The organism is Arthrobacter sp. TmtSoilC79 (assembly GCF_059739405.1).
Map to the genome: position 1 here is coordinate 1,460,370 of NZ_AP046051.1, position 24,046 is coordinate 1,484,415.

General features: G+C 63.9%; 22 protein-coding genes. 17 read left to right on the forward strand and 5 right to left on the reverse strand.

Features of this window, described 5'->3' with window-relative positions:
• Positions 1 to 22 precede the first annotated feature (22 nt).
• The 3 genes from treZ to AC6JA3_RS06820 all read left to right on the forward strand — a co-directional run bounded on the left by treZ (position 23) and on the right by AC6JA3_RS06820 (position 4,166).
• Positions 23 to 1,792, forward strand: a complete 1,770-nt coding sequence (gene treZ, locus AC6JA3_RS06810) for a malto-oligosyltrehalose trehalohydrolase (RefSeq protein ID WP_347783643.1) — start codon at positions 23 to 25, stop codon at positions 1,790 to 1,792.
• 80 nt (positions 1,793 to 1,872) lie between these two features.
• Positions 1,873 to 2,910, forward strand: a complete 1,038-nt coding sequence (gene mgrA, locus AC6JA3_RS06815) for an L-glyceraldehyde 3-phosphate reductase (protein ID WP_026539848.1) — start codon at positions 1,873 to 1,875, stop codon at positions 2,908 to 2,910.
• 170 nt (positions 2,911 to 3,080) lie between these two features.
• Positions 3,081 to 4,166: an inositol-3-phosphate synthase gene (locus AC6JA3_RS06820; protein WP_026539849.1), complete on the forward strand. Its 1,086-nt coding sequence runs from the start codon at positions 3,081 to 3,083 to the stop codon at positions 4,164 to 4,166.
• A gap of 191 nt (positions 4,167 to 4,357) precedes the next feature.
• On the opposite strand, the gene AC6JA3_RS06825 is transcribed toward AC6JA3_RS06820, so the two are convergent.
• Together AC6JA3_RS06825 and mshA are read right to left on the reverse strand one after the other, a co-directional pair.
• Positions 4,358 to 6,046, reverse strand: a complete 1,689-nt coding sequence (locus AC6JA3_RS06825) for a formate--tetrahydrofolate ligase (protein WP_347783018.1) — start codon at positions 6,044 to 6,046, stop codon at positions 4,358 to 4,360.
• Positions 6,047 to 6,148: 102 nt separating this feature from the next.
• Positions 6,149 to 7,393, reverse strand: coding sequence for a D-inositol-3-phosphate glycosyltransferase (gene mshA, locus AC6JA3_RS06830; protein ID WP_026546274.1), 1,245 nt, complete (start codon positions 7,391 to 7,393; stop codon positions 6,149 to 6,151).
• Positions 7,394 to 7,530: 137 nt separating this feature from the next.
• Between mshA and AC6JA3_RS06835 the strand changes: the two genes are divergently transcribed.
• Entirely contained in the window at positions 7,531 to 8,049 is a 519-nt protein-coding gene (locus AC6JA3_RS06835; RefSeq protein ID WP_026539852.1) for a GNAT family N-acetyltransferase, read from the forward strand.
• Here AC6JA3_RS06835 and AC6JA3_RS06840 read toward each other — a convergent pair.
• Complete coding sequence (locus AC6JA3_RS06840) at positions 8,030 to 9,424, reverse strand: 6-phospho-beta-glucosidase (protein WP_497920014.1); 1,395 nt, start codon at positions 9,422 to 9,424, stop codon at positions 8,030 to 8,032. The two genes, AC6JA3_RS06835 and AC6JA3_RS06840, sit on opposite strands and share 20 nt — an antisense overlap.
• Before the next feature lie 66 nt (positions 9,425 to 9,490).
• On the opposite strand from AC6JA3_RS06840, the gene AC6JA3_RS06845 reads away from it, so the two are divergent.
• From AC6JA3_RS06845 to tsaD, 6 genes are read left to right on the forward strand one after another with little or no spacing between them, the layout of a single operon-like run.
• Complete coding sequence (locus AC6JA3_RS06845; RefSeq protein WP_238324844.1) at positions 9,491 to 10,585, forward strand: carbohydrate kinase family protein; 1,095 nt, start codon at positions 9,491 to 9,493, stop codon at positions 10,583 to 10,585.
• A 57-nt stretch (positions 10,586 to 10,642) separates the two neighbouring features.
• Entirely contained in the window at positions 10,643 to 11,914 is a 1,272-nt protein-coding gene (alr, locus tag AC6JA3_RS06850; RefSeq protein ID WP_497920015.1) for an alanine racemase, read from the forward strand.
• The gene (gene tsaE, locus AC6JA3_RS06855) at positions 11,911 to 12,495 is read left to right on the forward strand and encodes a tRNA (adenosine(37)-N6)-threonylcarbamoyltransferase complex ATPase subunit type 1 TsaE (RefSeq protein WP_497920016.1); all 585 of its coding nucleotides are present in this window, start codon (positions 11,911 to 11,913) and stop codon (positions 12,493 to 12,495) included. The genes alr and tsaE overlap by 4 nt, the downstream gene beginning before the upstream one ends.
• Positions 12,495 to 13,166, forward strand: coding sequence for a tRNA (adenosine(37)-N6)-threonylcarbamoyltransferase complex dimerization subunit type 1 TsaB (tsaB, locus tag AC6JA3_RS06860; RefSeq protein WP_497920017.1), 672 nt, complete (start codon positions 12,495 to 12,497; stop codon positions 13,164 to 13,166). Before tsaE ends, tsaB begins: the two co-directional genes overlap by 1 nt.
• Positions 13,166 to 13,669, forward strand: a complete 504-nt coding sequence (gene rimI / locus AC6JA3_RS06865; RefSeq protein WP_026539858.1) for a ribosomal protein S18-alanine N-acetyltransferase — start codon at positions 13,166 to 13,168, stop codon at positions 13,667 to 13,669. The genes tsaB and rimI overlap by 1 nt, the downstream gene beginning before the upstream one ends.
• Entirely contained in the window at positions 13,666 to 14,811 is a 1,146-nt protein-coding gene (gene tsaD / locus AC6JA3_RS06870) for a tRNA (adenosine(37)-N6)-threonylcarbamoyltransferase complex transferase subunit TsaD (protein WP_497920018.1), read from the forward strand. Before rimI ends, tsaD begins: the two co-directional genes overlap by 4 nt.
• Before the next feature lie 49 nt (positions 14,812 to 14,860).
• On the opposite strand, the gene AC6JA3_RS06875 is transcribed toward tsaD, so the two are convergent.
• A complete protein-coding gene (locus tag AC6JA3_RS06875; protein ID WP_026539860.1) occupies positions 14,861 to 16,012 on the reverse strand; it encodes a glutamate--cysteine ligase in 1,152 nt (383 codons plus the stop codon).
• A 182-nt stretch (positions 16,013 to 16,194) separates the two neighbouring features.
• On the opposite strand from AC6JA3_RS06875, the gene AC6JA3_RS06880 reads away from it, so the two are divergent.
• Genes AC6JA3_RS06880 through AC6JA3_RS06890 form a run of 3 tightly spaced genes read left to right on the forward strand, consistent with a single transcriptional unit; the run spans position 16,195 to position 18,359 of the window.
• Complete coding sequence (locus AC6JA3_RS06880; protein ID WP_497920019.1) at positions 16,195 to 17,343, forward strand: GTP-binding protein; 1,149 nt, start codon at positions 16,195 to 16,197, stop codon at positions 17,341 to 17,343.
• Positions 17,344 to 17,372: 29 nt separating this feature from the next.
• Positions 17,373 to 17,495: a type B 50S ribosomal protein L36 gene (ykgO, locus tag AC6JA3_RS06885; RefSeq protein ID WP_011775528.1), complete on the forward strand. Its 123-nt coding sequence runs from the start codon at positions 17,373 to 17,375 to the stop codon at positions 17,493 to 17,495.
• Between the two features lie 51 nt (positions 17,496 to 17,546).
• Positions 17,547 to 18,359, forward strand: coding sequence for a shikimate 5-dehydrogenase (locus AC6JA3_RS06890; RefSeq protein ID WP_497920020.1), 813 nt, complete (start codon positions 17,547 to 17,549; stop codon positions 18,357 to 18,359).
• Between the two features lie 4 nt (positions 18,360 to 18,363).
• Here AC6JA3_RS06890 and AC6JA3_RS06895 read toward each other — a convergent pair whose 3' ends face one another.
• On the reverse strand, positions 18,364 to 19,593 hold the full coding sequence (locus AC6JA3_RS06895) for a THUMP-like domain-containing protein (RefSeq protein ID WP_497920021.1): 1,230 nt from the start codon (positions 19,591 to 19,593) through the stop codon (positions 18,364 to 18,366).
• Positions 19,594 to 19,660: 67 nt separating this feature from the next.
• On the opposite strand from AC6JA3_RS06895, the gene AC6JA3_RS06900 reads away from it, so the two are divergent.
• The 4 genes from AC6JA3_RS06900 to AC6JA3_RS06915 all read left to right on the forward strand — a co-directional run bounded on the left by AC6JA3_RS06900 (position 19,661) and on the right by AC6JA3_RS06915 (position 24,021).
• Positions 19,661 to 20,023, forward strand: coding sequence for a hypothetical protein (locus AC6JA3_RS06900; protein ID WP_026539864.1), 363 nt, complete (start codon positions 19,661 to 19,663; stop codon positions 20,021 to 20,023).
• Positions 20,024 to 20,214: 191 nt separating this feature from the next.
• The gene (gene groES, locus AC6JA3_RS06905; protein WP_011775524.1) at positions 20,215 to 20,511 is read left to right on the forward strand and encodes a co-chaperone GroES; all 297 of its coding nucleotides are present in this window, start codon (positions 20,215 to 20,217) and stop codon (positions 20,509 to 20,511) included.
• 86 nt (positions 20,512 to 20,597) lie between these two features.
• Positions 20,598 to 22,211: a chaperonin GroEL gene (groL, locus tag AC6JA3_RS06910; RefSeq protein ID WP_026539865.1), complete on the forward strand. Its 1,614-nt coding sequence runs from the start codon at positions 20,598 to 20,600 to the stop codon at positions 22,209 to 22,211.
• A gap of 175 nt (positions 22,212 to 22,386) precedes the next feature.
• Positions 22,387 to 24,021 (forward strand): LuxR C-terminal-related transcriptional regulator, encoded by a 1,635-nt coding sequence (locus AC6JA3_RS06915; protein WP_497920022.1) that lies wholly within the window; start codon positions 22,387 to 22,389, stop codon positions 24,019 to 24,021.
• Positions 24,022 to 24,046: the final 25 nt, after the last annotated feature.

Sequence of the window (24,046 nt, forward strand, 5' to 3'; positions counted from 1 at the left end):
TGAACACGCATAAGGGAGCATGATGCTGGAGCACGCTGCTGGAAAAAACCGCTACGACGTCTGGGCGCCGAACGCTGATTCGGTCCGGCTTCTTGCCGACGGGCGCGAATACCAGATGGAACACCACGACGCCGCCGCCCCCGGTTGGTGGCGGGCGCCCGCTGAGGCGCCCGGCCAGGAAGGCGACGGCGTGCCCTATGGGTACATCGTGGACGGCGAGGGGCCATTCCCGGACCCGCGTTCGAGGCGGCAACCGGACGGCGTTCACGGTTTGTCCGTCACCTTCGATCCCTCCGTCCACGAGTGGCAGGACTCCGGGTGGAAGGGCCGGCCGCTCAAGGGAGCTGTCATCTACGAGCTGCACCTGGGCACTTTCACCCCTGAAGGGACACTGGATGCTGCCGCCGCCAAACTGGACTACCTGGTGGACCTCGGTGTGGACTTCATTGAGTTGCTGCCGGTCAACGGCTTCAACGGCGTCCACAATTGGGGTTACGACGGCGTTCTTTGGTACGCCGTCCACGAGCCCTACGGCGGCCCGGCAGCGTACCAGCGCTTTGTTGACGCCGCCCATGCTGCCGGCTTGGGCGTCATCCAGGACGTTGTCTACAACCACCTTGGGCCGAGTGGGAACTACCTGCCCAAGTTCGGTCCCTACCTGAAGTCGGGGGAGGGAAACACTTGGGGTGACTCCGTTAACCTCGACGGGCCTGGCTCGGACGACGTCCGGCGCTACATCCTGGAGAACGCGGCCATGTGGCTGCGGGACTACCACGTGGACGGGCTCCGCCTTGATGCCGTTCACGCTTTGCGTGACGAGCGCGCAGTGCACATCCTCGAGGAGTTCGGGGCACTGGGTGACGAGGTCGAAGCAGAAACCGGGGTTCCCCGGAGAATGATCGCCGAATCGGACCTGAACAATCCGCGGCTCATCTACCCGCGCAAGGACAACGGTTACGGGCTCGAAGGCCAATGGAGCGATGATTTCCACCACGCAGTGCACGTCAACCTCAGTGGGGAGACCACCGGCTACTACGCGGACTTCGACTCACTGGCCGTGTTGGCGAAGGTCCTGGAACATGGGTTCCTCCACGATGGCAGCTACTCCAGTTTCCGCGGGCGGCATCATGGCCGGCCCATCCGGCGGGACCTTGCCCACCCGTCGGCACTGGTCGTCTGCCTGCAAAACCACGACCAGATCGGCAACCGGGCAACCGGTGATCGGCTCACGGCGTCGTTGTCCTACGGGAAGCTGGCCATTGGGGCAGTGCTGACCATGACGTCCCCCTTCACGCCCATGTTGTTCATGGGCGAGGAGTTCGGCGCTTCCACACCGTGGCAGTTCTTCACCTCCCACCCTGAACCTGAGCTTGGAAAGGCCACAGCGGAAGGGCGGATCAAGGAGTTCGAACGCATGGGATGGGACCCCGCTGTGGTGCCCGACCCGCAGGACCCGGAGACGTTCCAGCGTTCCAAGCTCAATTGGGATGAAGCAGGCGAGGGAGACCACGCCCGCTTGCTGCAGCTGTACAAGGATTTAGCACAGCTGCGCCGGGACACGCCCGAGTTGGTGGACGGCGGCTTCGGTGAGACTTCGGTGGAGTTCGACGACGACGAACACTGGCTGCAGATGTCCCGCGGCGATGTTCGCGTCATCTGCAACTTCGGGGACGATGCACTCGGGACGCCCCTGAGCGGCAGCATCCTGCTGGCTACTGACGGCGAAGCAGCCCTGGACGAGGGGACGCTGACGCTTCCCGGCGGAAGCGCCGCCGTCGTGCGCGTCCAGTAAGTCCTCCAAGCCGAAGGTGACGGCGCCCACATAGCGGACGGCGCCGTCACCCCGGTTTGCGCAGTGGCAGGATGGTACGTATGACTTATTCGGCTGCGGAAAACCGCTACGAAACCATGCCCTACCGCCGTGTTGGACGCAGCGGACTCAAGCTCCCAGCCATTTCGCTGGGCCTCTGGCACAACTTCGGCGATGACAAGCGCTTTGACGAACAGCGTGCCATCCTGCGCCGGGCGTTCGATCTTGGTGTGAACCACTTCGACCTCGCCAACAACTATGGCCCGCCCGACGGGTCGGCGGAAACCAACTTCGGGCGCCACCTCAAGGATGACTTCAAGCCCTACCGCGATGAACTGGTCATCTCCACCAAAGCCGGCTACTACATGTGGCCCGGCCCGTACGGTGAGTGGGGATCCCGGAAGTACCTGATCTCCAGCCTGGACCAGTCGCTGGAGCGCATGGGCCTGGACTACGTGGACATTTTTTACAGCCACCGCCCGGACCCGGAGACGCCGCTGGAAGAGACCATGGGCGCGTTGGATTACGCGGTCCGGTCCGGCAAGGCGCTGTATGCCGGAATCTCGTCCTACACACCCGAGCAGACCATTGAGGCTGCCCGGATACTGAAGGAACTCGGCACGCCACTGCTGATTCACCAGCCCAGTTACTCCATGCTGAACCGGTGGACCGAGAACGGATCCCCCAATCTCTATGAGGCCTTGGACCAGGTGGGGGCAGGCTCCATCGCGTTCTCGCCCTTGGCGCAGGGCATGCTGACCAACCGCTACCTCAACGGTGTTCCGGCCGACTCGCGGGCGGCGAAGGAACGATTCCTCTCCGAATCCCAACTGACCGAGGAAAAGCTGGACCGGGTCAGGGGCTTGAATGCCATTGCTGAGGGACGTGGGCAGACCCTCGCCCAGATGGCCATTGCCTGGATTCTGCGTGACCAGCCCAAGGGCTCCCCGGTGACCTCTGCGCTTGTTGGTGCATCCAGCGTCGCCCAGCTTGAAGACACGCTTAGCGCCATCAACAACCTGGAGTTCACCACGGATGAACTGACGGCGATTGACGAATTCGCTGTGGAGTCGGACATCAACCTTTGGGCCGGGAAGTAGCCTCCAAAGTATCGCCATAAAACTGCAGGGGCCGGCCGGGAACAAAGCCGGCCCCTGCTGTGTTGGTTACAATGCAAGAGTGCGCCGAATGGCGCCGTGCCAATCAGTCGTGCCCTGGACTCAGTCAGGGCTGCGCCTGGCATATGAGGTTTAGTCTCAAGAGGAGTTCCGTGTCTTCACATCCGATTCGTGTTGCCATTGTCGGCGTAGGTAACTGCGCTGCATCGTTGGTCCAAGGTGTTCAGTACTATCGCGACGCTGACCCCAAGGCCACGATCCCGGGTCTGATGCACGTCGAGTTCGGCCAGTACCACGTCAATGACGTCCAGTTCGTTGCTGCTTTCGACGTTGACAGCAAAAAGGTTGGACTGGACTTGGCCGACGCCATCGGCGCCAGCGAAAACAACACCATCAAGATTGCCGACGTCCCTGCCACCGGTGTAACGGTCCAGCGCGGCCACACGCTCGACGGCCTCGGCAAGTACTACCGCGAGACCATCGTTGAGGCCCCCGAGGAAGCCGTGGACATCGTCGCAGCGCTGCGCGAGGCCAAGGCCGACGTCATGGTCTGCTACCTGCCCGTTGGCTCGGACCAGGCTGCAAAGTTCTACGCCCAGTGCGCGATCGACGCCGGTGTGGCGTTCGTCAACGCCCTGCCCGTGTTCATCGCAGGAACCAAGGAATGGGCTGACAAGTTCACCGAGGCCGGCATCCCGATCGTGGGCGATGACATCAAGAGCCAGATCGGTGCCACCATCACGCACCGCGTCATGGCCAAGCTCTTCGAAGACCGCGGCGTGACGCTGGACCGCACCTACCAGCTCAACGTCGGCGGCAACATGGACTTCAAGAACATGCTGGAGCGCGACCGCCTGGAATCCAAGAAGATCTCCAAGACCCAGGCCGTGACCTCCAACGTTGAGGCCGAGCTGCACGCGGACGACGTCCACATTGGGCCGTCGGACTACGTGGCTTGGCTGGACGACCGCAAGTGGGCCTTCGTGCGCCTCGAGGGCCGCAACTTCGGCGACGCACCGGTGTCCCTTGAGTACAAGCTTGAGGTCTGGGATTCCCCGAACTCGGCAGGTGTCATCATCGACGCCATCCGTGCGGCCAAGATCGGCCTTGACCGCGGCATCGGCGGACCACTGCTTTCCGCGTCCAGCTACTTCATGAAGTCGCCGCCGGAGCAGTTCAACGACGACCTCGCCCGCGATAAGGTCGAAGCCTTCATCCGCGGCGACATCGAGCGCTAAACACCCCTGTTACACCAAACGCCCCCGTGTCCACTACGGGGGCGTTTGTCGTTTCCCGAACCTTCTCTCACGTCCTTCCGGTTTGGGGCCGACGCTCGCTCACTTTTCTCAAGAGAGTGAGAGAGCGTGGTGCTGGAGGGCAGGGGATGTGAGAGAGCGTGGGTCTGGAGGGCAGGGGATGTGAGAGCGGGTTAGAAGAGGCCGGTGGGTTGACCGTCGGCGTCCACGTCCATGCGCATCGCGGCCGGTTCCTTGGGCAGTCCGGGCATGGTCATGACAGCGCCGGTCAACGCCACGATGAAGCCGGCGCCGGTCTTGGGTATCAGTTCGCGCACGTGCACCGTGAAACCCTTGGGAGCGCCGAGCCTGGAAGCGTCGTCGGTGAAGGAGTATTGGGTCTTGGCCATGCAGACAGGGAAGTCGGACCAACCGTTCTTCTCGATCTCCGCCAGTCGCTTCAGGGCCGGAACCGAGAAGTCGACGCCGTCCGCCCCGTAGATCTCCTGCACAATGGTCCGGATCTTGTCCTCCACAGGCATCTCCAGAGGGTAGAGGTGGTGGAAGTCCGACGGTGCGGACAAGGCGGCTGCAACCTTCCCTGCAAGACCGTCACCGCCGTCGCCTCCTCCGCCCCGGCCCCAGACATCGGCGACGGCGGCCTCGACGCCTTCCGCGGCGCACCAGTCGAGCAGCCACTCCAGTTCCTCCGGGGTGTCCGTGGCGAATTTGTTGATGGAGACGATGGGGGAGATGCCGAATTTGGACACGTTGCGGACATGCCTCTGAAGATTCTCCACCCCGGCAGCAACGGCCTCGACGTTGGGTTCGCTGAGTTGGTCCTTGGGGACCCCGCCCTGCATCTTCAGGGCGCGGATCGTCGCCACCACTACGACGGCGGATGGCGCCACCTGGGCGATTCTCGCCTTGATGTCCATGTACTTTTCCGCGCCGAGGTCTGCCCCGAACCCGGCTTCTGTGACCACGATGTCGGCTAACTGCATGGCCGTGCTGGTGGCGATCAGGGAGTTGCAGCCGTGGGCAATGTTGGCGAACGGGCCACCATGGACCAATGCAGGGGTTCCTGCGATGGTCTGGACGAGGTTTGGTTTGATGGCGTCCTTCAACAGCATGGTCAGTGCGCCTTCGACACCGAGGTCCGCTACAGTGACCGGCGAGCGATCGTAGGTGTAGCCAAAAGTGATCCGGCCCAGCCGTGCGCGGAGGTCGTCCAGGTCTTTGGCCAGGCAGAAGACCGCCATGATTTCGGAGGCCACGGTGATGTCGAAGCCGTCCTGCCGCGGTACGCCCTGAACAGGTCCGCCGAGGCCGATGACCACTTCCCGCAGCGAGCGGTCGTTCATGTCCAGCACGCGTTTGAATGTCATGCGGCGGGGATCGATATTGAGTTCGTTGCCTTGGAAAATATGGTTGTCCACCAGGGCCATGAGCGCGTTGTTGGCGGAGGTGATTGCATGGAAATCGCCGGTGAAGTGCAGGTTGATGTCGTCCATGGGAAGCACCTGGGAGTACCCGCCGCCGGTGGCTCCGCCCTTCATCCCCAGGATCGGCCCCAAGGAGGGCTCGCGAAGGGCAATCATCACGTTGTGCCCTGCGCGGGCCAGGGAGTCGGCCAGCCCCACGGTGGTGGTGGACTTGCCTTCGCCTGCCGGGGTGGGGGACATGGCGGACACCAGTACTACCTTGCCGGGGGTCTTCCCAGCGGGAAAAACCAGCTTTGACGGATTGATTTTGGCCTTGTAGGGCCCATACAGCTCAAGGGCGTCCTCGGTGATGCCTGCGCGTCGGGCAATGTCCACGATGGGCTGGATAGTGGCTTTGCGGGCAATTTCAAGATCGGACAGGACCTTGTTTTCAGACATCGTCGTCCTTTGGCTGGGTATGCCGGCAGCGGGGTGGTGCTGCAGGCGTTGGTTCGCTGTGCGCGTCAATCTACCAGTCGACACGGCGGAACCGGCGAAGACTCAGCGCCGGGGAACCAGCAGGCCGCCCACTGCTTCGCGGTAGCTTTCCAGCGTGATGGCTGCTGTCCGTTGCCATCCGAAGGATTCGGCGTGGGTTGCGGCCAACCGACCCATGTCTTCACGGGTCTGGACGTCGTCGTAGAGGTCCTCCAAGGCGTCTGCCCAGTCGGAGGGGTCGTGTCCGTCCACCAGCATGCCCGTCCGGCCATCGGAAATGGCCCGTGACAGTCCGCCCACGTTGGTGGCCACCACTGGTGTACCGCACGCTTGTGCTTCCAAAGCGACCAAACCGAAGGATTCGCTGAAAGAGGGCATGACCACGACGTCTGCGGAGCGGAACCAACCCGCCAGTTCAGGTGCCACCACAGGCGGGCGGTGCGTCACGACGTCGGCCAGTCCGGCGTCGTCGATGATGTGTTGGAGATTGAAGTCCTTGGCACCGCTGAGGGAGCCCAGAATGGTCAGCTCGAGATCGATGTCGGGCCGGCGCTTGCGCAGGATCCCAGCGGCCTTGACGAACACCTGGGGGCCTTTGAGCCGCTGGATCCGCCCGGCGAAGAGGATATGGAAACTGTCCGGCCTGACTCCGCGCAGGGACCGTGACTTCCGCCGGAACGAGGGCGTAAAGACCTTGAGGTCGACGCCGGGCGGGGCCACGTCGATCCGGTCAAGATCGGCACCGTAGTGCGAAACCAGTTCCTCGGCCTCGGCTGGAGTGTTGGCGACCAGCCGGGTAGCGCCGTCGACGATCCGCTGTTCGCCCTCTTCGCGGCGCCGGGGCTCGGGGCGTTCGCCGGATTCGAGGACAAGATTTTTGACCTTGGCCATGGTGTGCATGGTGTGCACCAGCGGCACGCCCCATAGCCCTGACAGTTCCAGCCCGGCCACGCCGGACACCCAATAGTGTGAATGGATGGCATCGTAGCGGCCGTGCAGTTGGCTGCCGCGGATCATGTCGATCTGTTCCACCATCTGGTGCAGGAGGGCCGGCAGCTCTTCCTTGGGGACTTTGCGGCGAGGCCCCGCCATGACGTTATGGACGCAGACGCCGGGACCTGGATGTTCGACGGCGGGTTGGCCGGCTTTGGTGGATCGGGTGAAGATCTCCACTTCCACCCCGGTCTCCGCCAGCGCCATGGCCAGGGCCCGCACGTAGACGTTCATCCCACCGGCATCTCCGGCACCTGGCTGCTCCATGGGGGAGGTATGCAAGGACAGGAACGCCACACGACGGATCAACGGCACCGCATTCCTCCTGACACGAACAGCAAAACAGCAAACACGCCTTTGCCCTGCAGAAAACACTACTCCTGCCGTCCACTGCCTCCGAAGGTGCCAACACACAGCTGCGGGCAGCACCACCGCTGGACGGGGCTGCTAGCGTGGCGGCTGTGAGCGAAGAACAGACTTTCGACATCCGCCAAGCCATCCCCGCGGACTGGCCCGGGATCTGGGCCATCCTGGAACCGGTGATCCGTGCCGGTGAGACCTTTACCTGGGACCGTGACACGTCCGAGGAAGCGGCCCGGAGCAAGTGGATCAAAGACGCTCCCGGCCAGACGTTCGTGGCCGTAGCCAGGGACTCGGGCGTGATCCTTGGAACAGGAGAGTTCCACGCCAACCAGGCCGGCGGCGGCAGTCATGTAGCCAATGCCGGGTACATGGTGGGAGCCAACCACTCAGGCCAAGGTGTTGCCCGCGCCCTTTGCGCCTATTCGTTGACTGAAGCGAAGGCTGCAGGCTTCTACGCCATGCAGTACAACGCCGTGGTGGAGAGCAACGTCCGGGCGGTGTGGTTGTGGCAGTCCATGGGCTTCCGGATCCTGGCGACGGTGCCTGAGGCATTCGATCATCCGGAGATCGGCTACGTGGGCCTGCACGTCATGTACCGGAAGCTGTAGGCCACCTCCACAGCCGGGCGAGTTCGGGAAACGCTGCCTCGTATCCGGTGAGGAGTTGTTCTCCCAGCTCCGCCGTTCCGATCAAAGGGTGCGCCGCGAAGGCATCAACGGCAGCACTGCGCTCGCCGTGCACCACAGCACGGATGGTCAGCCGCTCCACCTCTTTGACGTGCTGCATGAGGGTGAGGAATTGGCCGCCCGGCCGTTCCTGCGCAAGCGGCCACGCGCCGTCGGGCGTCACCTCACAGGGAACCTCGACGACGGCGTCGGCCGGCAACCCGGGCACGGCCACCTTGCCCGCCGGACCAGCAGGCGAGACCGGCGCGTTGGGAACGTTCAGGATCAGCTGGGCAGATCCACCCCCGGACAACGCCCGCATCACGGACAGTGCTACCCGCTCATAGCCACCGCCGGCCAAGTCGGACTCGTCCCGTTGCTCACCGTGCGTACGGGCTTCAGCCAGGTAGCCTTCCTCCCGGGACCTGCGGGCACTGTCCCACAGCTCAAAGGGATGAGTTGCTCGCACCAGGGCAGGGTAGAGGGAACTCTGCTGGTGGTGGATTGATGCACCCCGGGTTTCCTGCTGCCGGCGGATCGCATCGGTGGCCCGGGCTGTTTGGTAGTAGTAGTACAGGTATTCGTTGGGCAGGCAGCCAAGCTGCAGCAGGGTGTGCTGCCCAAACAACCTGCCTTCTTCGATGGTCTCGAGCGCAGCGTGGTCCGCCAGCAGCCCGGGCAGCAGGTCCCGCCCGCCGGGAGCCAGCCGATACAGCCAGCCGAGATGGTTCAACCCGAAGTAGCCCACGCCGTCGAGACTTCCTTCTGCCAGCGGGGTGCCGGCAGCACGTGCCGCCCGATGGACCAGGCCCCCGGCGGAATCGCAGATGCCCACCACCTTGCGTCCCAACACCGGGCCCAAAGCTTCGGTCACCATGCCTGCGGGGTTGGTGAAATTGATCAACCACGCCCCGGGGCAATATTCCCGCATCGCTTCGGCGAGTTCCAGCATGCGGGGAATGGTCCGCAGCGCATAGGAGATCCCGCCCGCGCCGGTGGTTTCCTGGCCCAGCAGGCCAAGATCCAAGGCCACGCGTTCGTCGGCGATCCGCCCGGCAGTGCCGCCGGGACGGATTGCCGCGAACACCGTGTCCGTCCCGGTAAGAGCCTCCGGCAGGTCAGAGGAAACCACGACGACGGGCGCGGAACCTTCCGCGGAGGCCATGTCGCGGACAACAGCTTCAATGGCTGCCAAGCGGGCCTCGTCCACATCGTAGAGCACCAGCTCGTCCACCAGCCCGGCGAAGGGACCCACGCACAAGGCCCTGTAGATAAGGGGTACCCGGAAGCCGCCGCCACCGGCGATCATGAGCCGCATGACCGAAGTCTATGCAGGCCGTACGGATCTATGCAGCCCCGTGAGGATCGGCGTAGTCTGCGATGCATGGACGCTATGCCCCAGCGACGATTTGATCCACTGGCTTCCCTGCGCTCCGATGCCGACCAGCACTGCGACCTCCTCCTGACAGGAACGGTCTTCCAGGACATCATTTTCACTGGCCTGCCGCACTCGCCCGAACCCGGCACGGAGGTATGGAGCGAGGGGATGGGCAGTTGCCCCGGCGGGGTGGCCAACCAAGCCATCGCCGCTGCCAGGCTGGGTTTGCGTACAAATCTTGCCGCGACCTTCGGGGACGACGGCTATGGAGACTACAACTGGCAGATCCTTGAAAGCCAGGAACACGTGGACCTGTCGTTGTCGCGAAAAGTTCCCGGCTGGCACTCGCCCGTCACCGTTTCCCTGTGCGTGAACCAGGACAGGTCCATGGTCACCCACGGGCACCCGGCGCCCATCAGTTCCTCCGAACTGATGGGCAAACCACCCAAGGCACTCGCCGCCGTCGCTGACCTCGGCGAAGAACTGGAGCCGTGGATGCTCGCGGCAAAGGATTCCGGCACCAAACTCTTTGGCGTAGTGGGGTGGGATCCTACGGGAGAGTGGTCCGAACGCCGGCTGGATTTGCTGGAGAACTTCCATGCCTTCCTGCCCAATGCGCCTGAGGCCATGGCATTCACAGGCAAAGCGGACCCGTGGGCTGCGCTGTACTCCCTGGCAGACCGGGTGCCTGTGGCCGTGGTGACGCTCGGACCGCAGGGGGCCGTTGCCGTGGACTCGGAGACCGGCGAGGAAGAATGGGTGCCCTCCCTCCCGGTCTCCGCCTACGATCCCACCGGCGCGGGCGACTGCTTCGGGGCGGCGTTCATTGTGGGATGCCTGGCGGGGTGGAGGCTGGGGGACCGCCTTCGCTTCGCCAACCTGTGCGCCTCGCTGGCGGTCCAGGAGGTGGGCGGCTCGTTGGCGGCCCCCGGGTGGGGGGACATCGCCGACTGGTGGCAGCGGGCCAACGCGCGGAAGGAACGCCAGTCCAGCCAGTGGCTGCGGCGGTTCGCGTTCCTTGAACCGATCGTGAAGGACATCCCGGCCGAAGCCCAGCGCCGGGCCAGGGCAACGATCGCACATTTGTCGGACGCACAGTAGCGGGCCGGGAAGGCACGCAGTTAACCCGAATTCACCGGCCCTACTAGAATCTCTAGGGTGACTTACGAAGCAGCTGCAGATATCGGTATCGGGTCGAAAGCCTCCATAGCAAAGTCGGCGGTGCTGGAACGCTCCGCCGTGATCGACCTCGAAGCCGTGCGGCACAACGTTCGCCAGTTCGTCGCCATCGCATCTCCCGCTTCGGTCATGGCTGTGGTGAAGGCTGACGCGTATGGCCACGGAGCCGTCCAAGTGGCCCGCGCAGCGCTCGACGCCGGGGCCGCCTGGTTGGGCGTCGCGCACATTTCCGAGGCGCTCGCCTTGCGCGCCGCCGGGGTCGATGCTCCTTTGCTGGCCTGGCTGCACACCCGGGAGAGCAACTTCCAAGCGGCAGTCGCCGCCGGCATCGACGTCGGAATTTCCGGCTGGGAGCTGGACGCCGTAGTGGCGGCAGCGCGTGAACAGGAACGGCCTGCGAGGGTCCATTTGAAAGTGGACACTGGGCTGGGCCGTAACGGATGCACCATTGCCGACTGGGACCAGTTGGTGGGCCAGGCCATGGAATACCAGGACCAAGGCCTGCTGCGCGTGGTGGGTATCTTCTCGCACCTCGCAGTGGCTGATGAGCCGCACCGTCCCGAAACCGATGAGCAACTGGCCGTCTTCCGCGAGGCGATAGCCATGGCCGAGGATGCAGGGGTGGACACGGAAGTACGGCATATCGCCAACACTCCGGCCACACTGTCCCGCCCGGACTCACACTTCGATCTGGTCCGTGTTGGCCTCGGCATTTACGGACTTTCGCCTTTTGAGGGCGCTACCTCCGCGGAACTTGGCCTGCACCCGGCCATGACGGTCCGCACGCTGCTCTCCAACTGCAAGAAGGTGCCGGCAGGCCAGGGTGTCTCCTATGGCCTGAACTACCGCACCAGCGGGGAAAGCACGCTGGGCCTGGTCCCGCTGGGGTACGCCGACGGAGTTCCGCGCGTTGGCACCGGCGGTCCTGTCCGCATCAATGGCGTCAACTACCCTGTGGTGGGCAGGATTGCCATGGACCAGATGGTGGTTGACCTCGGAGCGCTGACGCCGGAAGAGGCAGCAGGCTTCAAGGGTGCCGAGGCCGTCATGCTTGGCGACGGTGCAGACGGCGGACCCACGGCTGACGATTGGGCTGCGGCCGCGGGAACCAACAACTATGAAATCGTCACCCGCATCAGCCCCCGGGTCCCGCGCAGCTACGTCAACGAATTGCCGCCCCCGGCCGAGGTCCACAAGGACGCCAACCAAACCAACGCTGCCAACCAAGCCACAGAGACGGCAGCGCTGTGAGCGAACCGCAGTGGGAGCGCACCCTGACGGTCACGACGGCGGAGCAGACGCACGCCCTCGCGGCAGCCTTGGGTGAGGTACTCGAGGCCGGGGACCTCCTGGTCCTGACCGGCGAGCTGGGTGCAGGCAAGACCACGTTCACCCAAGGACTGGGCGAAGGCCTGGGCGTACGTGCGGGCATCATTTCCCCCACGTTTGTGCTGGTACGCATCCACCCCAACCTTGCTGACGGACCGCGGCCCGGTGGTCCGGACCTGGTCCACGTCGATGCGTACCGGCTGGAATCCTCGGCCGAAATCGACGACATCGATCTGGAGAACACCATGGACACGGCCGTCACTGTGGTGGAGTGGGGCCGGGACAGGGTGGAGCACCTCTCGGACAGCCGCCTGGAGATTGACCTGCACCGATCTGTTGGTGGGGAGAGCCAGGCAACAACAAACCCACCAGGCGGCGACGTCCTGGACTTCGATACCGATGACGACGACGAACCCCGCACCCTTGTCTTCCGTGGATACGGACCCCGCTGGGCCGAGGCTCCGCGAGTCCTTGAAACCGCGTCACAGGAGAGGAGCAACTGATGCTGATCCTGGCCATTGATACCTCAGCGGTTGCAAGTGCTGCCCTGATTTCCGACGACGCCATGGAGGGCGTGGTGGATTCCTTCGCTACGGAGGACACCCGCAGCCATGCCGAAGTCCTGGCTCCCGGCATTGAAAAGCTCCTGACCGGAGCGGGCGTCACGGGCGCCGATATCGACGCGATCGTCACCGGCGTAGGTCCTGGCCCCTTTACGGGATTGCGCTCGGGAATCGCCACTGCCAGAACCTTGGCTTTCGTCTGGAACAAGCCGTTGCATGGCGTGATGAGCCTTGACGCGATTGCCTTGGAGGTGGCGGAATCCACCGCTGCAGCTGCTGAGTTCCTGGTGGCCACAGATGCCAGGCGCAAGGAGGTCTACTGGGCGCGATACACGCTGGCCGACGGCCAGCTGCCGGTGCTTGTTGACGGACCGCACGTGGGATTTGCCGCCGACCTTCCGGACCTGCCGGTTTTTGGTGCCGGAGCAGGCTTGTATGCCGATGTCCTGAAGGCCAACGAGGACTTCTCCACAGCCCAGCCTCACGCAGCCTCACTGGGCCAGTTCGCCTTGGCAAAGCTCGCGGCCGGTGAACCGTTGCTGGACTCCACCCCGCTCTACTTGCGGGAATCCGATGCCCAGGTGCCCGGGCCCCGGAAGCGTGCGCTCTGATGGGACGGATAGTCTCACCCAAGCTTGAGCTTGCGGGAGTTTCCCTCCGGGACATGACAGAGGCCGATATCCCGGTAGTGGAGTCCTTGGAACGCCGGCTGTTCCCTGTGGATGCCTGGCCCCTGCAGATGTTCTTCGACGAACTCGCGCAGCCCGAAACCCGCCGTTATGTAGTTGCCGAGGTCGCGGGGGAGATCGTGGCTTACGCCGGATTGATGTGCATCGAACCGATCGCGGACGTCCAGACGATCGCCGTCGTGCCAGAATTCGAAGGAAAGGGCATTGGCTCCGCTGTCCTGACCGAACTCATCACCGAAGCGCGGCGCCGGCGTGCCGCTGATGTGCTGTTGGAGGTTCGGGCGGACAACCCCCGAGCCCAGCAGTTGTACCTGCGCTTCGGTTTCGAGCAGATCCATGTCCGTCCCCGCTACTACCGGGACGGCACCGATGCCCTGATCATGCGGCTTGAACTGAACAAACCCCACGAAGGAGCAACAGCGTGAGCGGCGCTAATCCGGAACTGCCCAAGCAGCCATTGGTGCTCGGCATCGAGTCCTCGTGCGATGAGACCGGCGTCGGGATCGTGCGGGGCACCACGCTGCTGACCAACACCGTGTCCTCATCCATGGAAGAGCATGTTCGCTTTGGCGGGGTCATCCCCGAGATCGCCTCCCGCGCCCACCTGGACGCCTTTGTGCCCACGTTGCAGGAATCGCTGCAGGAAGCCGGCGTCACCCTGGACGAGATTGATGCCATTGCCGTCACCTCGGGTCCGGGCCTTGCCGGTGCGTTGATGGTGGGTGTCTGCGCCGCCAAGGCGCTGGCCGTTGCCACCGGCAAGCCGCTGTATGCCATCAACCACTTGGTGGCGCATGTTGGTGTGGGGCTCCTTGATCGCAAGTCGGCGCAGGATGGCAAGCACGACGCCGGTGCTGCCGCCGGCCTGGGTGCCGGGAGGTTGCCGGAGAACCTCGGGGCACTGCTGGTATCGGGTGGGCACACGGAAATCCTGCGCATTCGGAGCATCACTGACGACGTGGAGCTGTTGGGTTCAACCATCGATGATGCCGCAGGGGAGGCCTATGACAAGGTGGCCCGCATCCTCGGCCTCGGGTACCCGGGTGGACCGGCCATCGACAAGCTGGCACGCCAGGGCAATCCCAAAGCCATCCGTTTCCCGCGGGGCCTCTCGCAGCCGAAGTACATGGGCACTGTAGGGGAGAAGGGCCCGCACCGCTACGACTGGTCCTTCAGTGGCTTGAAGACCGCCGTGGCCCGGTGCGTTGAACAGTTCGAGGCCCGGGGCGAGGAAGTGCCCGTGGCAGACATTGCTGCGGCTTTCCAGGAAGCCGTGGTGGACGTCATCAGTTCCAAGGCCGTCCTGGCGTGCAAGGAACATGGCATCACTGATGTCCTGCTTGGTGGTGGAGTGGCAGCGAACTCCCGGCTAAGGGAACTGACCGGGCAGCGCTGTGCTTCAGCCGGGATCACCCTCCACGTCCCGCCGTTGGACCTGTGCACGGACAACGGCGCTATGGTGGCTGCCCTTGGGGCCCAGCTGATCATGGCCGGTGTTGGCCCGAGTGGAATCGGCTTTGCCCCGGATTCCTCCCTGCCGGTAACTACGGTGTCAGTGCCCGCCTAGGTACCGCTCCCTCGCAGGGACGGCACCGGCGGCCGCGTGATCCGGATAATTACGCGTCCGGGCCCTTGCGCATCTGCTGTACCAGGTCCATGACCACGGCCTGCAGGTCTCCGTTGTGTTCAGCAGCGACGCGGCGCTGGCGCTGGTAGCTGGCTCCGCGTTCGATGATCTTCAGGACGTCGGCGAGCTCTTCGGAACACCCGAGCTTTGCTGCCACCGGTTCCAGCCGGGCCACCGTTTCCGCGAGATGTTCGGTGACCAACTGCTCGTTGCCCTGGGCGTCAAGGATGATGATGGCCTCCATGCCGTACCGTGCGGCACGCCATTTGTTCTCCTGGACATGCCATGGCGGCATGGTGGGAATGCTGCCGCCTGCGTCCAGGGTTGAGGAGAATTCGTCCACCAGGCACTGGGTCAGCGCGGCAATGGCGCCCACTTCTTCCAGCGTTGCCAAGCCGTCGCAGATGCGCATTTCGATGGTGCCCAGGTTGGAGACGGGCCGGATATCCCAGCGGATCTCGGACGTGGAGTCGATCACTCCCGTGGTGAACATGTCCTGGACGTAGGATTCGTACGCCTCCCAGGTTTCGAACTGGAAGGGCAGCCCGGCGGTAGGGAGCTGCTGGAACATGAGGGCGCGCTGTGAGGCATACCCGGTTTCTTCCCCGGCCCAGTACGGGCTGGAGGCGGACAACGCCTGGAAATGCGGGAAGTAGTTGACCAGTCCGTCAAGGATGGGGAGGACTTTGTCCCTGTGGTCGATGCCAACATGGACGTGGACGCCGTAAATGACCATTTGCCGGCCCCACCATTGGGTCCGTTCGATCAGTTTGGCGTAACGCTCCTTGTCCGTGACGGGTTGGAGCAGCGGCGGGCTGAAGGGGTGGCTTCCGGCGCAAAAGACTTCGACGCCCATGGGATCCGTGACTTCGCGGACCGCGGCGAGGGACCTGCCAAGGTCTTCCTTTGCGTCCTTGACGGTCTCGCAGATGCCGGTGACCAGTTCCACGGTATTGAGGAGAAGCTCGCGCTTGATATGGGGGTGTTCGTCGTCCTCATTGAGGTCCGGGTGGTTGGCGGCGACGCCCTTCAGGACATCGTTGGCTACCGATACAAGTTCTCCGGTGCGTGCATTGACGAGCGCCAACTCCCATTCCACACCCAGTGTCGATTGCCTGGATGGCGCAAAATCAATCTGCACGTAGTCCCCTCAGTCCTTCAGTCCCCGCATTGGTTTGTCACAGCCGGGCACGATTCCCCGCTGTGGGGCCGCCAGCGGTCGGATCAAGTCTAATGCAGCGTGAACCCCCGGGATATCGGCGTGAACCAGCCCAAAATTCTCTACTATTTGCTAATGAGAAAAATTAGCAATACACTCGACCCATGCACCTCACAGTCGTCAGTTCCCTGGACAGCCAATGCCGTGAGGCCGCCACCACCCGGCTTGGCCGGACCCACCAGAACTCCGTGGTGGTCCTCCACGATCTCCTGGACGGTTCCCTTGTCCTCCGACGCGTCTATCGGGACGGACGCCTCTTCGAACGCGAAACCACGGTGCTGGAGCACGGTTGCCTCAGCTGCACCGTCCGGCTTGATGTTGTTCCGACGGCGGAACGGCTCGCCGCGTGCGGCTTCGACCACGTGGTCCTTGGCCTGCCCCCGGGAGTTGCCGCGGGGATGGCCGTCGCAGAGCTGCACCGTGGCCTCAGCCGGCCGGCCGTGATCGACAACGCGGTGCTCGCCATTGATGCGGCGGACCTGGATGACCACATCTGGGATCGCCACACGCTCTACGAATCCGGCTTCACGTCCATGCCCCAGGACGAGCGCACCAGCGGCGAATTCCTGATCGGTGAGTTCGGCCAAGTCGATACCGTAATGGTCTTCCCGGGACTCGGAGCGGTGCTGACGGGAGATCAGCGTGAAGGATCAGGCCCTTGGCGTATTGGTCTTGAACTGCTGGGCCAGTTGGCACCCCACGCCAACGTCGTAGGGCCGGCCGGGGAATTCCGGCCGGGATGCTTTGACCATGCCGAAGCAGCGGCACGCAACCGGCCCGGCGTCGTGCGTGTGCCGTTGGACGAAACGCCGGGGCCCTTCCGGACCGTGCTTCACAAAACCGTCCGCCCCCTGCACCCGGGGCGCTTCCGGGAGGCACTGCCGCAACTGGCGATCGGAACCCACTGGCTGCGTGGCCGCCTGTGGATCGCGTCCGCACCCACGCGGCGCATCGCCGTCCAAGGCATAGGACCCAGGGTCTGGCTGGAAAGTACCGGAAACTGGCTGGCCGATTCTGTTGATGCGGCCCGTGGCACGGAATCCGCCAAGGAAACCGGCGACGTCGACGCCTTCCTGGACTGGCACCCCCACCACGGTGACCGCGGCACCGTGCTGGCCATCACCGGACGCTCCGACGACATCGACCCGGCGGAAATCCGCGGGCTTCTGGACGGATGCCAACTGACGGAAGCCGAAATGGAGCTGGACTCCGGGGTCTGGGAGGACCCCCTGGAACTCAGCGACGCCCTCTGAACCAAACACCCAACAGAAGGAGAAACACCATGAAGGTCAGGAACTCACTGCGTGCCCTCAAGAAGATCCCGGGCGCACAGATTGTGCGCAGGCGGGGACGTACATTCGTCATCAACAAAAACAACCCGCGGATGAAGGCGCGTCAGGGCTAACCCGGCCGCTGGATCAACGCGGGAGCGTGAAGGCCGTTGTTTAATGGGGGAATGCCAATCCTGAACAAAGACATGTCCCTGTGCATTTCGCTGGCGGCCCGGCCCAGCAACATCGGGACCAGGTTCCATAACTATCTCTACGATCTGCTCGGCCTGAACTTTGTCTACAAGGCATTCGCCCCGGCGGACATCACGCTCGCAGTGGCTGGCATCCGCGGCCTCCCCATCCGGGGTGCCGCGGTGTCCATGCCCTACAAGGAAGCCGTCATCCCCCTGGTTGACGTGATGGACCCATCAGCCAAAGCGATTGATTCGGTGAACACCATCGTCAACAACGACGGCGTCCTCACCGCCTACAACACCGACTACATCGCTATAGCCCGGCTCCTGAAGGACCATCAGGTCCCCAACAGCCACACCGTGCTGCTCCGCGGTGCCGGGGGCATGGCCAAGGCCGTCGCCGCCGCCCTCAGGGACGCCGGGTTTACTGCAGTGACCATCGTGGCGCGCAACGAAACCAGTGGTCGCGCGCTCGCGGACCTTTACGGATTCGGCTGGCAGGACGACGTCAACGGCTCAACAGCGGATCTCATCATCAACGTCACCCCGCTGGGCATGGCTGGTGCGGACGAAATGGCCCAGGCCTTCGACGACGCCACCATTGCCGCAGCGCAGGTGGTGTTCGACGTCGTGGCACTGCCCTCGGAAACGCCGCTCATCACCGCAGCACGGAACTCCGGCAAGAAGGTCATCACCGGAGCCGAGGTCATTGCCATCCAGGCTGAAGAACAGTTTGTGCTTTACACGGGTGTACGTCCCAGCGCCGGGCAGGTCCGCGAGGCCTCGGAGTTCTCGCGACGCTGACGGCTCAGGCTTTTACCGGGTCCACCACGACAACCACTTTGTCCTCGCCGATCCTGGTGAGGACGAGCGTGGCTGTTTTCGCAGCCATGCCTTTAGTGGGCTTGGCGGGGAGCAGTTGCTTTCGCAGCTCTTCGGGAGTCACGGCCGTGCCGCGCTTCTTGATGTCCAGCACGGTGATGCCATTGGTCTTCACCCAGGCTTTGAGGGCCTTGACGTTGTAGGGCATCACTTCAAGGACCTTATAGGCGCGGGCAAAAGGAGTGTCGTGCAGTTCCGGCGCGCAGATGTAGGCAATGTGTTCATCCAGCAGGTGCCCGCCCAGGCGTTCGGCGACGTCGGCCACCAACCCTGCGCGGATCACCGCACCATCAGGTTCGTAGAGGAAGCCCTCAACGGGCCCGACGCCGGCTGCCGGGCCGCCGTCGAACTCCTCGCCGCTGGTGATTTCAGCGGCGCCCTGGCTGCCGATGACCAGTGCCGCCCGACGCACGCCGGGGCGGGCCACGGCATTGAACCACAAAGTCACTTCGGTGACGTCGCCGCCTACTGAAACCCACTGGGCCTCACAGCCGGAGGGAACGGACTCATGGGGGATGCCGGGCCCCATTTTGACGCCGATGGCGCGTCCGGTAGTTGCCAGCTTTTCAACGAAGGACAACGGGGGAGAGAAAGCCTCAGGGTCCCAGATGCGTTTTGTTCCCGAGGTTGAGGTGGTCCGGCGGGCAGGGTCCAGCCACACGCCGTCGATCCCGTCCAGCTCTACGGACGTCGCATCCGAGTGCACCACGGTGGCGTGCGGGAAAGGCATGAGGTTGATGGTGGCGCAGGCAGCCGTGGTTTCATCCATTTCAACGGCGGTGACAGCAATGTCCATGGATGCCATGGCCATTGAATCAGCGCCGAGCCCACAACCGAGGTCTGCAACGTGGGAGATCCCGGCTTTCACGAAACGTTCGGCGTGCCGGGCGGCCACGTTCAACCGCGTTGCCTGCTCCAAGCCGGCCTGGGTGAACAGCATCTGCCGGGCAAACTCTCCGAACTTTGCCTCTGCCCGGGTGCGCAGCCGGGATTGCGTGAGGACTGCGGCCACCAATTCGGGGGAGTGGCCGGCCTTGCGGAGGTCGGCGTTGACACTGAAGGCATCAGCCTCGCGGTAGGGCCCCAACGAGGCCAGGAGTTCCCATCCTTCAGTAGTCAGCAAGGGTGCGATCTGTTCCTGCGGTGCGTGGGGCATGCCATCAAGCCTAACGGCGCGGCACTTGGGAACGTGACGGACGAATCAGCCGGATAGGGTTGTTTGCATGGAAGATACCGCAGCCCCGCAGCCCTCCACCGTGATGAAGTTCGCGCGACCCGCCCTGATAGCGGGGGTCGTGATTGCCGTGGTCTGCGTCGGCCTGCTGATCATCATCTTTGCGCTGGATTCCTTCAACGCGGCCACCTATTCGGTGGCGGGGAAGAGCGTCAATGATGCCACGGACGAGGCCCGGGGCATCCGCGAGCTTTACAGTGGCGCCCGTACCGGCGGGATTATCACCCTGGTGATTTCCGGCGTCGTTGCTGTTGCGGCCGGAGTGTTCCTGTACCTGAACCGCGGCAATACGCCGCTGGATGAGGATGACGACGGCCAGAACTACGATTTGGACGACCTCACAGGCCGGTGACCGACGTTCACCCATGACGAAATGCTGGCACTCACCTTGACCGAGTGCTAACGCTTACATAGAGTCTTGTTAGCACTCTCCCCCGGAGGGTGCTAATCACGCCAAGCGTCTTCCGGCACCGCGACGACGGTTGTACGCTCCGGCACCCTAGTTCTTAGTCCATGAATCAGCTCATGAAAAGGAGAGTCCGAGTGTCGGTCTCGATTAAGCCTCTTGAGGATCGTATTGTTGTTCGCCCGCTCGAAGCAGAGCAGACCACGGCTTCCGGCCTGGTCATTCCGGACTCCGCACAGGAGAAGCCGCAGGAAGGCGAAGTTGTTGCAATCGGCCCCGGCCGCTTCGATGACAACGGCAACCGCGTACCGGTTGACGTAGCTGTTGGCGACGTCGTCATCTACTCCAAGTACGGTGGAACCGAAGTCAAGACCGGCGGCAACGAGTACCTCGTTCTGTCCGCCCGCGACGTCCTTGCGATCGTCGTAAAGTAACTTCCCGGAGCCCCGCGCCGCCGTCACGTTGGAAATCACTTCCGACCGCCGGCGGTGCGGGTTTTCTGTCTTGAAAGGACACAACCATGGCAAAGCAGCTTGCTTTTAACGATGCTGCCCGCCGGTCTCTTGAGGCCGGTATCGACAAGCTCGCCAACACTGTCAAGGTGACGCTTGGCCCGCGCGGCCGCAACGTCGTGCTGGACAAGAAGTGGGGCGCTCCCACGATCACCAATGACGGCGTGACCATCGCCCGCGAAGTCGAACTTGATGACCCCTACGAGAACCTTGGCGCACAGCTGGCCAAGGAAGTAGCCACCAAGACCAACGACGTCGCAGGCGACGGCACCACCACGGCCACCGTGCTGGCACAGGCCCTGGTCAAGGAAGGCCTGCGCAACGTTGCTGCCGGCGCCGCTCCGGGCGAGATCAAGCGCGGCATCGAGGTTTCCGTTGAAGCCGTCGCAGCCCGCCTCCTGGAGAACGCCCGCGAAGTCGAAGGCACCCAGGTTGCCAGCGTCGCAGCCATCTCCGCGCAGAGCGACGAAGTCGGCGAGCTCCTCGCCGAAGCGTTCGGCAAGGTTGGCAAGGACGGTGTCATCACCATTGAAGAGTCCTCCACCACGCAGACCGAACTGGTACTGACCGAGGGCATGCAGTTCGACAAGGGCTACCTGTCCCCGTACTTCGTCACCGACGCAGAGCGCCAGGAAGCCGTCCTCGAGGACGCCCTCATCCTGATCAACCAGGGCAAGATCTCCTCGCTGCAGGACTTCCTGCCACTGCTGGAGAAGGCCCTGCAGGCCAACAAGCCGCTCTTCATCATTGCCGAAGACATCGAAGGCGAAGCCCTCTCCACACTGATCGTCAACCGCATCCGCGGCACGCTCAACGTTGTTGCCGTCAAGGCTCCGGGCTTCGGCGACCGCCGCAAGGCCATGCTCCAGGACATCGCCACGCTCACGGGCGCACAGGTTGTTTCCCCGGACCTCGGCCTGACCTTGGACTCCGTTGGCCTGGAGGTACTCGGTACCGCACGCCGCATCACGGTCACCAAGGACAACACCACAATCGTTGACGGCGCCGGCTCGGCCCAGGACGTGGCTGACCGTGTTGCCCAGCTTCGTGCCGAACTCACCCGGACGGACTCCGACTGGGACAAGGAAAAGCTGCAGGAACGCCTGGCCAAGCTTGCCGGCGGCATCGGTGTCATCAAGGTCGGCGCAGCCACTGAGGTTGAGCTGAAGGAAAAGAAGCACCGCATCGAGGACGCCGTTTCCTCAACGCGTGCAGCCCTTGAAGAAGGCATCGTTTCCGGTGGCGGTTCCGCTCTCATCCACGCCCTCAAGGCATTGGACGAGTCCCCGGCCGTCAAGGCACTGGAGGGTGACGCAGCAGCAGCTGTGGGCATCGTCCGCCGCGCCCTGGTCCAGCCCCTGCGCTGGATCGCCCAGAACGCCGGCTTCGACGGCTTCGTTGTTGTTGCCAAGGTCTCCGAGCTGGAAGCCAACCACGGTTTCAACGCCAAGTCCGGCGAGTACGAGGACCTGATCGCCGCCGGCGTGATCGACCCCGTCAAGGTCACCCGCTCCGCACTCCGCAACGCCGCCTCCATCGCTGCCCTGGTTCTCACCACCGAGACCCTGGTTGCCGAGAAGCCGGCTGAGGAAGAAGACGCACACGCAGGCCACAGCCACTAACAGCCTGTTTTACTGAAGCCCCGGTCACGTTTGTGGCCGGGGCTTCGTGCGTTTCCGCCGGCAGCACCCCTCCCGCCTGGTGAGACTATTGTGGGCGTTCGACGGCGGCGGTAACCTGACGCTACCAAGGCGGCTCGGGCATCTACCGGGCAGCCACCACCCGCAGGGGCGGGCCATGACAGCTCCGGACACAAACTTGGACCTGGGGCGCTCCGCATTCCGTGAGCGCCGCTGGAGCGATGCACTCGATTGCCTGGCCCGCGCCGATTCCGAGGCCGGCCTCCCGCCCCAGGACATCGAGCTGGCGGCTTCGGTGGCCATGCTGCTTGGCTTGAACGCCCAGAGCATCGAATACCTGGCAAGAGCCCACGACGAATTCCTGACAACGGGCGACACCGACAGCGCTGCCCGCTGTGCTGCCTGGCTGGTCATGTTCCTCATGGACATGGGTGAACAAGCACGTGGCAACGGCTGGTTGTCCCGTGCCCGGCACCTGCTGGACGGCATGGCCGGACCATGCGCGGCGGAAGGGTACCTCCTCATCCCTGCCGCGCTGGCGTCGCTTCGTGCCGGCAACCCCCAGACCGGCCATGAGCTGTTCAGCAGGGCCCTGAATCTGGGCCAATCCTTCCATGACAACGACCTCCAGGCGCTCGGGCGGCTCGGAGTGGGTACCTCATGCGTTTCCCTTGGACAGGTGGAGGAAGGACTGCTGCTCCTGGACGAAGTGATGGTTTCGGTCACCTCAGGGGAGGTCTCTCCCATCCCTTCGGGCATTATCTACTGCGCGGTCCTGGGCAGCTGCCGACTCTCGCATGATGTCCGGCGTGCCCACGAATGGACTTCGGCGTTGGAACGTTGGTGCGGGGAACGCCCGGACATGGTGATGTTCAGCGGACAATGCCAGGCCTACCGGGCTGAGCTGCTCATCTTGCATGGCGCATGGGACGAGGCGCTTTCTGTGGCGCGTTCGGCCGAAGGCAGGGTCAGGAAGGGCGACCCCGATGCGACGTTCGGGGCCTGGTACCAGCAAGCCGAAGTCCTGCGCCTCAGAGGATTCTGGGATGAAGCGGCCAAAGCATATGCCACGGCGGCGGGGACTGGCTTTGAGCCGGTACCGGGAATCGCGTACCTGCAGTTGGCGCAGCACAAGGAATCCCAAGCCCAAACCACTATGCGGCGGGCCTTGGCCGGCGCGGACACGGTCAATCGCCGCCGTTTGCTCCCCGCCGCGGTGGACATTGAACTGGCACTGGGGGACGTGGGTGCGGCCAGGGCCCTGGCGGACGAATTATCCGAGCCACTGCATGACGAAAGCCGGCCGTTGGAATTGGCGCTGGCTTCCCACGCGGGCGCGCAAGTATCCCTGGCCGAGGGCGACCCCACAGCTGCCCTCCGTCAGTCAAGGAGTGCTTGGCGGATCTGGTACAGCCTTGAGGCCCCCTACCAATCAGCCCGATGCCGGGTGCTTGCCGGCCGTGCCTGCGCCATGCTGGGCGACCCCGACTCGGCGGCCATGGAGTTCGAAGCGGCAAAAACCGAGTTCGCGGATCTGGGAGCAACACCGGCGTTGGCGGAAGTCCTGGAACTGGCCGGCGAAAAACCCAGAGGACAGTCCTCACTGACGGGCAGGGAGATGGAAGTCCTGCGCCTGGTGGCCGCTGGACACTCGAACCGCGCCATCGCCCGGGAGCTGTACCTCAGCGAAAAGACCGTAGCCCGGCACATGGGCAACATTCTTTCCAAGCTTTCCGTGCCATCCAGGGCAGCTGCCACCAGCTATGCCTTTGAACACGGCTTGATCCACTGATCCCTCTCTCATTTCCCCTGCCGAT